This window comes from Methylobacterium sp. (assembly GCF_019745455.1).
GTDB lineage: Bacteria > Pseudomonadota > Alphaproteobacteria > Rhizobiales > Beijerinckiaceae > Methylobacterium.
Genome location: NZ_JAIETD010000117.1, coordinates 1 through 10,024 on the forward strand (window position 1 = coordinate 1; position 10,024 = coordinate 10,024).

General features: G+C 66.3%; 11 protein-coding genes. 9 read left to right on the forward strand and 2 right to left on the reverse strand.

Features of this window, described 5'->3' with window-relative positions; genetic code table 11:
- The first annotated feature begins 341 nt into the window (after positions 1–341).
- Complete coding sequence (locus tag K2Y56_RS20970; protein WP_292512268.1) at positions 342–1,085, forward strand: 3-deoxy-manno-octulosonate cytidylyltransferase; 744 nt, start codon at positions 342–344, stop codon at positions 1,083–1,085.
- A 5-nt stretch (positions 1,086–1,090) separates the two neighbouring features.
- Positions 1,091–1,945: a prephenate dehydratase gene (locus tag K2Y56_RS20975; RefSeq protein ID WP_292512271.1), complete on the forward strand. Its 855-nt coding sequence runs from the start codon at positions 1,091–1,093 to the stop codon at positions 1,943–1,945.
- A gap of 3 nt (positions 1,946–1,948) precedes the next feature.
- On the opposite strand, the gene K2Y56_RS20980 is transcribed toward K2Y56_RS20975, so the two are convergent.
- Positions 1,949–2,674 carry a tyrosine-protein phosphatase gene (locus tag K2Y56_RS20980; protein ID WP_292512274.1) on the reverse strand — a complete coding sequence of 242 codons (726 nt, stop codon included), beginning with the start codon at positions 2,672–2,674 and terminating at the stop codon, positions 1,949–1,951.
- Between the two features lie 186 nt (positions 2,675–2,860).
- Here K2Y56_RS20980 and K2Y56_RS20985 point away from each other — a divergent pair, with 186 nt between their 5' ends.
- From K2Y56_RS20985 to ppa, 3 genes are all read left to right on the forward strand, one after another.
- Entirely contained in the window at positions 2,861–3,367 is a 507-nt protein-coding gene (locus tag K2Y56_RS20985; RefSeq protein ID WP_292512277.1) for a GNAT family N-acetyltransferase, read from the forward strand.
- A 73-nt stretch (positions 3,368–3,440) separates the two neighbouring features.
- Positions 3,441–3,755 carry a hypothetical protein gene (locus tag K2Y56_RS20990; RefSeq protein ID WP_292512280.1) on the forward strand — a complete coding sequence of 105 codons (315 nt, stop codon included), beginning with the start codon at positions 3,441–3,443 and terminating at the stop codon, positions 3,753–3,755.
- Between the two features lie 128 nt (positions 3,756–3,883).
- Positions 3,884–4,423: an inorganic diphosphatase gene (gene ppa, locus K2Y56_RS20995; RefSeq protein ID WP_292512283.1), complete on the forward strand. Its 540-nt coding sequence runs from the start codon at positions 3,884–3,886 to the stop codon at positions 4,421–4,423.
- A 66-nt stretch (positions 4,424–4,489) separates the two neighbouring features.
- On the opposite strand, the gene K2Y56_RS21000 is transcribed toward ppa, so the two are convergent.
- A complete protein-coding gene (locus K2Y56_RS21000) occupies positions 4,490–5,779 on the reverse strand; it encodes an FAD-dependent monooxygenase (protein ID WP_292512285.1) in 1,290 nt (429 codons plus the stop codon).
- A gap of 224 nt (positions 5,780–6,003) precedes the next feature.
- Here K2Y56_RS21000 and tesB point away from each other — a divergent pair, with 224 nt between their 5' ends.
- The 4 genes from tesB (at position 6,004) to K2Y56_RS21020 (ending at position 9,958) form a co-directional block, all read left to right on the forward strand.
- Positions 6,004–6,873, forward strand: a complete 870-nt coding sequence (gene tesB, locus K2Y56_RS21005) for an acyl-CoA thioesterase II (protein ID WP_292512288.1) — start codon at positions 6,004–6,006, stop codon at positions 6,871–6,873.
- A gap of 292 nt (positions 6,874–7,165) precedes the next feature.
- Positions 7,166–7,504 (forward strand): P-II family nitrogen regulator, encoded by a 339-nt coding sequence (locus K2Y56_RS21010; protein ID WP_292512291.1) that lies wholly within the window; start codon positions 7,166–7,168, stop codon positions 7,502–7,504.
- 106 nt (positions 7,505–7,610) lie between these two features.
- On the forward strand, positions 7,611–9,122 hold the full coding sequence (locus tag K2Y56_RS21015; RefSeq protein WP_292512294.1) for an ammonium transporter: 1,512 nt from the start codon (positions 7,611–7,613) through the stop codon (positions 9,120–9,122).
- A gap of 392 nt (positions 9,123–9,514) precedes the next feature.
- Positions 9,515–9,958, forward strand: coding sequence for a TorF family putative porin (locus tag K2Y56_RS21020; protein ID WP_292512297.1), 444 nt, complete (start codon positions 9,515–9,517; stop codon positions 9,956–9,958).
- The last annotated feature ends 66 nt before the right edge of the window (positions 9,959–10,024 follow it).

The following is a 10,024-nucleotide window of genomic DNA, read 5'->3' on the forward strand; positions in this document are numbered from 1 at the left end:
TGCACACCCTCAAACCGCCACGCATAGGCCTTGATCGCCCAACGCGCCACATCCCAATGACGTTCCGCAACCAGACAGGTAGGGCCCGGCTCCACGTCGCACGCCGGACATTTAGAAAAGATTGAGGGTGCTTAGCCGCTCCGGGTCGATCTTGACAATGCCGGAATCGAATTCCTTGACGTCGCACGCCAAGTGTTGCGGGCTGGTTCGCATCGGCCGCGATGACAAGCCCGCGCGCCGCTGATAACCACCGCTTGCTGTTAGGCGTGGGCTGTACGGCGAGCGCTGCCGGACAGGCCATGGCCCCTCGAGAAAACCGGGATTTGCAAAGCCAGGGATAGATGTCGGATCCTCTCGTCCTCATTCCCGCCCGCATGGCGGCGACCCGCCTGCCGAACAAGCCGATGGCCGACATCGCCGGCCAGCCGATGATCGCCCATGTCTGGCGCCGCGCCGTCGAAGCCGGCATCGGCCCCGTGGTGGTGGCGACCGACGCGCACGAGATCATTGCGGCGATCGAAGCACTCGGCGGCGTCGCTGTGCTGACCCGCCCCGATCACCCCTCCGGCTCCGACCGCCTCGCCGAGGCCCTCGACATCATCGATCCTCAGGGCAACCACGACGTCGTAGTCAATGTTCAGGGCGACCTGCCGACCATCGATCCGCGCGTGATCGGCGCCTCGATCATGCCGCTCGCCGACCGGGCGGTCGACATCGCGACGTTATGCGCGGTGATCACCCATGAAGCGGAAGCCGACGATCCGAACGTGGTCAAGCTCGTCGGACACGAGGTCGGCCCGAACCGGCTGCGCGCGCTCTACTTCACCCGGGGACGGGCACCCTGGGGCAACGGGCCGTTCTTCCACCATATCGGCCTCTACGCCTATCGACGGAGAGCGCTGCGGCGCTTCATGGCCCTGCCGCCCGGCGAACTCGAACAGCGCGAGAAGCTGGAGCAGCTCCGCGCCCTGGAGGCGGGGATGCGCATCGACGCCATCGTCGTCGACGACCTGCCGCTCGGCGTCGATACGCCCGCCGACCTGGAGCGCGCCCGCGCCCTCATCGCCGCCCGCCGCCTGAACTGAGCGACATGACCGACACCACCATCTCCTACCAGGGCGAGCCCGGCGCCAACTCGCACATCATCTGCTCTCAGGCCTATCCGGACTGGACGCCGCTCCCCTGCGCTACCTTCGAGGACGCCTTCGCGGCGGTGACCGAGGGGCGGGCGGCGCGCGCGATGATACCGATCGAGAACTCGATCGCGGGGCGCGTCGCCGACATCCACCACCTGATCCCGACCTCGCCGCTCCACATCATCGCCGAGCACTTTCTGCCGATCCATTTTCAGTTGATGGTCCTGCCGGGAACACCGATCGATGCGCTGAGGAGCGTTCACAGCCACATCCACGCGCTCGGCCAGTGCCGCCGGCTCATCCGCAGGCTCGGGCTCAAGGCGGTGGTGGCAGGCGATACCGCCGGAGCCGCGCGTGAGGTGATGGAGGCACGCGATCAGAGCCGGGCAGCCCTTGCCCCGGCACTGGCGGCCGAGGTCTACGGCCTCGACATCCTGGAGCGCGACGTCGAGGACGAGAGCCACAACACAACCCGCTTCGTGGTGTTCTCGCCCGAGCCGATGGTGCCGGTGGATGACGGGCCTGCGGTGACGAGCTTCGTCTTCCGCGTGCGCAACATCCCCGCCGCACTCTACAAGGCGCTCGGGGGCTTTGCCACCAACGGCGTCAACATGTCGAAGCTCGAGAGCTACATGGTGGAGGGCCAGTTCTCGGCGACCCAGTTCTACGCCGAGGTCGACGGCCGTCCGGATGATCCGGGCCTCGCTCGCGCCCTCGACGAACTCGATTACTTCTCGCGCGAGCTCAGGATCATCGGCACCTATCCGGCCCATCCGTTCCGCGAGGCGTCGCGCGAGGCGGCGGAGTAGCGCCTATTCCCGCTTCAACACCCGGTCGACGAACAAGTCCGACCAGAAGCCGGCCCGAAACTCCCGGGTCAGGCGGCCGGCGTCGTACTCGGTCTCGACCCAGGTCAGGAAATCGAGGCCCTTCGCCTCGCCCTCGCGACGATACATGTCGAAGAAGGCGTCGAGAATGCCGGTCTTGGCGAAGCGAAAATGGCCGTATCGGGCCGAGAGCTGACGCGTCGACTCGGCGACAGTCAGTTCCTCGTGCAGGATGAGGTAGAGGGCCGAGGCGAGGCCGGCCCGGTCCGCGCCGGACTTGCAATGCATGACCGCCGGGTATTCGAGCCCCGCGAAGAAGTCCTTGGCCGCCAGGATCGTCTCGCGGGACGGTGCCTCGCGCGAGCGCAGGACGAACTCGACGAGCGTCAGTCCCTCGCGCTCGCAGGCCTCCCGCTGCAGCGGCCATGAGCCGTGCTCGCGCCCGCCGCGCAGGGAGATCACGGTGCGGACGCCCCGCCGGCGGAACCAGGCGAGCTGATGCGGACTCGGCTGGGCCGACCGCCAGATCTTGCCCTGGCCGATCCTGTGATGGTTGAGATAGGCGAGCCGAAAGATGCCGTGATCGACGAGCAGCATGTTGGCCCAGGCCTTCATGCGCGAGACCGGACCGGCGATGGGCTGCTCGAACCGGGCGATGCGGGCCATGCGCCTCGCATAGCGGGTCTCTGGCTTCAGGAAGCGTTTGAACACGGGGGAGGGGGCCAGGCGAGGTCCGAGGGGAGTAGCAATGCGGCTCTAACAGCGGACCCGATTGCGGGCAACGCGACGCGATCGAACCGGCATCGCGCTTGCGTGCGCGTTTCCGCCTTGCCTTCGCCCGTATCCTGTCCTTCGATGCGGTCTGGCTCTTCCACGATTGTCTTCCGGGGATCCGTCATGAGCACGAGCACCACCAGCATCCGCCGGGCCCGGACCGAGGACGCGGATCGGCTCTCGGAGGTGTTCGACGAGACGTGGCGCGAGGCCTATCGCGGCATCATCCCGGGCGTCTGCCTGGAGCAGATGATCGCTCGGCGCGGACCTGCCTGGTGGTACGCCGCCGCCCGGCGGGGGCGGCCCCTCGCGGTGGTCGAGACCGGAGACACCATCGTCGGCTATGCCTCCTACGGCCGGGCGCGGGGCGGTACCCTGCGGACTGCCGGCGAGGTCGACGAGATCTACATCGCTCCGACGTATCAGGGCCTCGGCCTCGGGAGGCGCCTCTTCAGGGCGATCCGCAACGATCTCGCCGATCGCGGAATGGCGAAGGTCGGGGTCTGGTCGCTCGCCGACAACGAGCGGGCGAGGGCCTTCTATGTCGGACAGGGCGGCGTGGTGGCCGGAAAGGCCATCGAACGGCTCGCCGGCATACCCCTGCCGAAGGTCGGCTTCCGCTTCGGGTGAACGCTACGCCGGCCTCGTCCGTTCTCTCACCGGTCCGCGAGGAAAAGGCGGCCGCCATGAAGGGAGTTCGGCGATGGACGTTACGGCTGCGGATTGGGATGCGCGCGTCGAGCGATTGAGCGGGAAACTTCCGGACCGCATCCACCGGGGAGTCGACTGGCTGCGAGAGCCATCGCGCTTCTGGCTCAGGCTCGCTGCTGCGATCCTTTTCATCCTCGGCGGGATCTTCTCGATTCTCCCCATCCTCGGCCTCTGGATGCTTCCGCTGGGTCTCGCTCTTCTCAGCGAAGACATCCCCGGCCTCAAGGTGCCCTTGGAGCGGGCGGCCCGCTGGATCGAGCGCACCTGGAACGACCTCGCATCGCGCTGGAGGCGCCGCGGTCGCTGAGGCGACGTCTATCGAAAATTCAGTATTGTCATGAGAATGCGTCGTGTCGAATTTGCTTGAGGGGGCAAGCCCCTTAAGAAGCGCACAACGCTGGCCAGGGCCGGCACCGCCCTGGGAGAGGACGAACAATGAGAATCGACGCCGTCTCGATCGGAGAGAACCCGCCCCACGACGTCAACGTGATCATCGAGGTGCCGATCGGTGGCGAGCCGATCAAGTACGAGATGGACAAGGAGGCCGGAGCCCTCGTGGTCGACCGCTTCCTCTATACCGCGATGCATTATCCGGGAAATTACGGCTTCATCCCGCATACGCTTTCCGGCGACGGAGACCCGTGCGACGTCCTCGTCGCGAATACTCGCGCCATCGCGCCCGGCGCAATCATGAGCGTCCGACCCGTCGGCGTGCTCGTGATGGAGGACAATGCCGGCGAGGACGAGAAAATCATCGCGGTGCCGTCGCACAAGCTGACGATGCGCTACGACCGGATCGAGAACTACACCGACCTGCCCGACATCACGATTCATCAGATCGAGCACTTCTTCGCTCACTACAAGGATCTCGAGCCCGGCAAATGGGTCAAGATCGTGCGCTGGGGCGACAAGGCCGAAGCCCATCGCCTGATCCTCGAGGGCATCGAGCGCGAGAAGGCCAACAAGAAGACTTGAGGCGAGGTCCTAGCGCGAGGAAGCCTCGCGCTAGGAAAGCATGGTGCACATCTGAGGCCGCGGCGGTCAGAGCGCCTCGCCGCGCAGGAGACGCGGCAGATTCCTGCCGCCGCCGGCCGCCTCGCCGATGAAGAGACGCTTCAAGCCCGGCAGCCTGTCGACGACGCCAAGGCCCAGATCGCGCATCAAGCGCACCGGCAGCACGTCGTTCGAGAACAGGCGGTTCAGCCCGTCCGTGGCCGCGGCCATGGCGAGGGTATCGAAGCGGCGTCGGCGCTCGTAGGCAGCGAGGACGTCCGCCGCACCGGGGTCCATCCCGAGGCGGAGGGCGTCGGTGACGGATTCGGCGAGGGCGGCGACGTCCGCGAGACCGAGATTGAGGCCCTGGCCGGCAATGGGATGGATGACGTGCGCCGCGTCCCCGAGGAGCGCAAGCCGTTCGGCTCTGAAGCTGCGGGCGATGCCGAACGCAAGGGGATAGGCCTTCGGCGCTTCCTCGATGGCGATTCGGCCTAGCCGATCGCCGAAACGCCGCCCGACCTCCGCCAGCGTCTCCTCGGCCGACCCGCCGAGGAGCGCCGGCACGTCCCCTGCACGCTCCGTCCACACGATGGAAGAGCGGTGCCCGAGGGACCCGCCCTCCACGAGCGGCAGGATCGCGAAGGGGCCGCTCGGCAGGAAATGTTCGAATGCCCGGCCCTCGTGAGTTCGCTCATGAGCCACCGTGGCGACGATCCCAACCTGCGGATAGGACCAGCCGACCCACCCGATTCCTGCAGCCTCGCGCAGGCGCGATCGCCCCCCGTCGGCCGCGACCACGAGACTCGCGTCGAGACGGCTGCCGTCCGTAAGCGTGACGGCGATCCGGCCGCGCTCCGGATTGGCGAGCGCAACACCGGTCGCCACGAGCCGGACGCCGCAAGCCCGGGCGGCGGCGAGGATCGCCTCGACCAGCGGCTCCGCCTCGACCATGTGAGCAAAGGGCTCGCCGGGCTCAGCACCCCCGTCTTGAGCGAAGGTGAGGAAGACCGGCCTCACCGGATCGTGCAGGCGGCTGTCGCTGATCGCCATGTCTCGGATCGGCTCGGCGGCGCCGGCGATCGCCGGCCAGATGCCGAGGCGCTCGAAGAGGCGCCGGCCTGCCGCCGCGACCGCATAAGCCCGCCCACGATGGCGTGTGCCGCCGGCCTCCAGTGCAGGATCGCAGAGAACGACGTCGAGGGCAGGGGCGTGCGCTTGCTTGAGCGCTACGGCGAGGACGAGGCCCGGAATGCCGGCGCCTGCGACGAGAAGGGTCCGCGACGGTCTCGTCACGTTGGGACCCGTCGTCCCGGATTTGGCCGTGTCGCCGCTCATCGCATCAACCTCGTTGCCTGTCCCGAACGACGGTGTCACCCGGAGCGCCCCGAGACAAGGTGGGCGATCGACGCCGTGAATCGCGTGGATTCAACCTCGCGGGCTGCTATGTCGGCAACCTATCGGTCGCCGGGCGCGATGACGTTCAGCCCGAGGCCCTTCAGCCCAAGGCCTCTCAGCTCAAGACGCTCACCCGAAGATCTCGTCGAGGACCTCGCAGCCGCATGACTGGCATCGTCACCGAACTCCTCCACGTCCTCGACCTCGAGCAGGTCGCCGAAGACTCCTGGAGTGGCCATAGCCCGACGATCGGCTGGCCCCGCGTTTTCGGCGGGCAGGTGGTGGCCCAGGCCCTGGTCGCCGCCACGCGAACCGTCCCGGCCACGCGCCCTCCGCATTCCCTGCACGCCTATTTCCTCCTCGGTGGCGACCCGAAGGAGCCCATCGGCTACGAGGTGGAGCGCATCCGGGACGGCCGCAGCTTCACCACCCGCCGCGTGGTGGCCAAGCAGCACGGTCGTGCCATCTTCGCCATGTCGGTCTCCTACCACGACCTGGAGACGGGCGTGGAGCATCAGATGCCGATGCCGGACGTGCCTGCCCCCGAAACGCTGCCGGACTCTCGCGAGATCGCCGCGAAGGCCGGCGGGGCGATCCCCAGCGCGGTCCTCGCCTATTTCGGGCGCGAGCGCCCGATCGAGCTGCGGCCCGTCGAAGTGGAGCGCTATCTCCGGCGCCAGCCGCAGGCGCCGCGGTTCCACGTCTGGCTCAGAGCCGCTGCCGCCTTGCCCGATGACCCGGCGATCCATCGGGCGGTCCTCGCCTACGCGTCCGACATGACGCTCCTCGATGCCACACTCATCGCTCATGGGCAGACCGTCTTCGACGGCCTGATCCAGTCCGCGAGCCTCGACCACGCCCTGTGGTTCCATCAGCCTTTCCGGGCCGATGACTGGCTTCTCTACGCGCAGGACAGCCCCAGCGCCGGCGGCGCTCGCGGCTTTGCTCGGGGGATGATCTTCACGCGCGACGGGCGCCTCGTTGCCTCGGTGGCACAGGAAGGGATGATCCGACCTCGGCGGAGCGGAGCTTGACCGCTGACGCTCGATGATAGTGCCTAATCGATCGCCATGATGCGCTTTTTATCATCTGGATGAACCATATTTCGGCTGATCCTACAGGCGCCTCGCTCCTTCCAACGCCAGAGTGGATGATTTTCTGGGCAACCTCTCGCGGATGTTCAATCGCTACCGTGGCATAGTCCTTGAATGAGGGCGGCGCGAGCGGAGCCGTGTCGGCCCGCTCGACAACAACCGGACCGTCCGGTCGCGACGCTGCAAGATCGCGACGGGTCTCCGGGCCAACTCGGACAAGGGGGCGCCGCCCATGAAAATCGTGATGGCTATCATCAAGCCGTTCAAGCTGGAGGAGGTGCGCGACGCCCTGACCGGCATCGGCGTTCACGGTCTTACCGTCACGGAAGTGAAGGGGTACGGCCGACAGAAGGGCCACACCGAGATCTATCGTGGCGCCGAATACGCGGTCAGCTTCTTGCCCAAGCTCAAGATCGAAGTCGCCGTGGCCGCCGACGTGACCGGAACGGTGATCGACGCGATCGCCGCCGCGGCGCGCACAGGCCAGATCGGCGACGGCAAGATCTTCGTCCTTCCCCTCGAAAAGGCCGTGCGCATCCGCACAGGCGAGACGGACGCCGACGCGCTCTAGCCCGGCATGATTCAAGACCGGCTTTCCTGCGGCCGCTTCGCGGCCCTCACGAACCACCCTCACGTCACATCATCTTTATCGCACCGCGACCGGGAGTCTCGTTTCCATGAAGCTTCGCAATGCCCTGGCGCTCGGGATGGGGGGTGCCGCGCTGGCCCTCCTCATGATCGAGCCATCCCTCGCGCAAACGCCGGCGGTGGAAGCCGCTCCGGCGGCGGCTCCCGCAGCGCCAGCTCTCGTCCCGAACAAGGGCGACACCGCCTGGATGCTCGTTTCGAGCGCCCTGGTGCTGCTCATGACGCTGCCGGGCCTCGCCCTGTTCTATGGCGGCCTCGTGCGTACGAAGAACATGCTCTCGGTGCTGACCCAGGTCTTCGCCATAGCCTGCATCGTCTGCCTGCTATGGGTGTTCTTCGGCTACAGCATGGCCTTCACCAACGGCGGCGGCCTCAATGACTACGTCGGCGGCTTCTCCAAGGCGTTCCTGAAGGGGGTCGACGGCAACTCTACCGTCGCGACCTTCTCGAACGGCGTCGTCATCCCCGAATACGTCTACATCTGCTTCCAGATGACGTTCGCGATGATCACGCCCGGCCTCATCGTCGGTGCGTTCGCCGAACGCATGAAGTTCTCGGCGCTCGTGGTGTTCATGATCCTCTGGGCCACGCTCATCTACTTCCCGATGGCGCATATGGTCTGGTACTGGGGCGGCCCGGATGCCGTCGGCAACGCCGCCAAGGCTCTCGCCGCCGCAACCGACGAAGCCTCGAAGAAGGCGGCTCAGGACGCTCTCGACGCGGTCAACGCCGACGCCGGCCTGATCTTCAAGTGGGGCGCCCTCGATTTCGCCGGCGGCACCGTCGTGCACATCAACGCCGGCATCGCGGGCCTCGTCGGCTGCCTGATGCTCGGCAAGCGTATCGGCTACGGCCGCGACCTCCTCGCCCCACACTCGCTGACCATGACCGCCATCGGCGCCTCGCTTCTCTGGGTCGGCTGGTTCGGCTTCAATGCCGGCTCGAACCTCGAGTCCAACGGCACCACCGGCCTTGCGATGATCAACACCTTCGTCGCCACCGCCGCGGCCGCGCTCTCCTGGCTGTTCGTCGAATGGTTGCTGAAGGGTAAGCCGTCACTGCTCGGCATGCTCTCGGGCGCTATCGCCGGACTCGTCGCCGTCACGCCGGCTGCGGGCTTCGCCGGCCCGATGGGGTCGGTCGTACTCGGCCTCGTCGCCGGAGCGCTCTGCTTCATCATGTGCTCCACGGTGAAGAATGCGCTCGGTTACGACGACTCGCTGGACGTGTTCGGCGTCCACTGCGTCGGCGGCATCCTCGGTGCGTTGGCCACCGGCATCCTCGTGAGCCAGGACTTCGGTGGCGCGGGCCTGCCCGACTACACGTCCAAGCCTGGTGAACTCGCCGTCGGCGCCTATGACATGACCACGCAGATGTTGGCCCAGGCGAAGGCCGTCGGCTTCACCATCCTGTGGTCGGGCATCGGCTCGGCGATCCTGTACAAGCTCGTCGACCTGACCATCGGCCTGCGGGTGACGCAGGACGAGGAGCGCGAGGGCCTCGACATCGCCGACCACGGCGAGCGCGCCTACAACTACTGATCTGACGGCAGCCCGCCAACGGCGGGCTCGTTACGGTCTCCCCGGTCATCGAGAAGAACCGGCTTCGTCCCCACGGAGCCGGTTCTTTCGTTCGAAGGGTACCCATTCGACCGGCCGGAGAGCGGCCTTTGCGATTCAACGAGATCTCAGCTCGCCGCAGCCCCTGGCCTTCGGTTACAGCGGAACCAGCGTGCGAAATGCCCGAGCCCGAATGAGCAGGAACTGGCCGGTTCGACGGCCGGAATGAGGCGGCAAAACAACAGAGCGTTCGCAACGCAACGGACACACCTTCATTTGCCTATTTCATGTGCAAATGCACGAAAGTTAGTTTTGCCCAATCCAGGCACTTCCGGCACCTTCTGGTCAACTTCTAAAAGGGGCTGATTTCCATGATGTCGACGCTGTTAAAGCAGGGGGTTGCTGCTTCGGTTGCCGCTTTGCTGACCCTGGGCCAGGCTTATGCCGCCGATCTGGCCGCACCCAAGGTCATGCCGGTGGAGGCGCAGGCGCCCACACCCCTCATCGGCTTCTCCTTCGGCAGCAGATACCAGACCGACTATAACTTCCGCGGTATCTCGCAGTCGAACCGGCAGGGCAGCTATCAGACCTTCTTCGAGGCGCAGTACTTCAACAACTTCGCCTATACTGGCTTTGCGACCTATCAGACCCGCCTGCCCACGAGGCCGGACATGGAGTTCGATCTCGTCGCCGGTATCCGCCCGACCTTCGACAAGTTCGCCTTCGACTTCGGCGTGATCTACTACTTCTACCCGAACGAGACCCAGCTCTTCGCGGCTCCGGGCGTTCCGTTCACGACGAAGAACACCGACTGTTGATTTCCGCTGAGAGTTGACCCGGCGTTTTCGTTGAGAAGTGACCCAGGTTCAGGGGTTGATGTTTAT

What these genes read in the sequence shown, in the direction of transcription:
- K2Y56_RS21000 (WP_292512285.1), bottom strand. Translation starts at nt 5,779, where the DNA reads ATGAGCGGCGACACGGCCAAATCCGGGACGACGGGTCCCAACGTGACG.
- K2Y56_RS21010 (WP_292512291.1), top strand. Translation starts at nt 7,166, where the DNA reads ATGAAAATCGTGATGGCTATCATCAAGCCGTTCAAGCTGGAGGAGGTG.
- tesB (WP_292512288.1), top strand. Translation starts at nt 6,004, where the DNA reads ATGACTGGCATCGTCACCGAACTCCTCCACGTCCTCGACCTCGAGCAG.
- K2Y56_RS20970 (WP_292512268.1), top strand. Translation starts at nt 342, where the DNA reads ATGTCGGATCCTCTCGTCCTCATTCCCGCCCGCATGGCGGCGACCCGC.
- ppa (WP_292512283.1), top strand. Translation starts at nt 3,884, where the DNA reads ATGAGAATCGACGCCGTCTCGATCGGAGAGAACCCGCCCCACGACGTC.
- K2Y56_RS21020 (WP_292512297.1), top strand. Translation starts at nt 9,515, where the DNA reads ATGTCGACGCTGTTAAAGCAGGGGGTTGCTGCTTCGGTTGCCGCTTTG.
- K2Y56_RS20975 (WP_292512271.1), top strand. Translation starts at nt 1,091, where the DNA reads ATGACCGACACCACCATCTCCTACCAGGGCGAGCCCGGCGCCAACTCG.
- K2Y56_RS20990 (WP_292512280.1), top strand. Translation starts at nt 3,441, where the DNA reads ATGGACGTTACGGCTGCGGATTGGGATGCGCGCGTCGAGCGATTGAGC.
- K2Y56_RS21015 (WP_292512294.1), top strand. Translation starts at nt 7,611, where the DNA reads ATGAAGCTTCGCAATGCCCTGGCGCTCGGGATGGGGGGTGCCGCGCTG.
- K2Y56_RS20985 (WP_292512277.1), top strand. Translation starts at nt 2,861, where the DNA reads ATGAGCACGAGCACCACCAGCATCCGCCGGGCCCGGACCGAGGACGCG.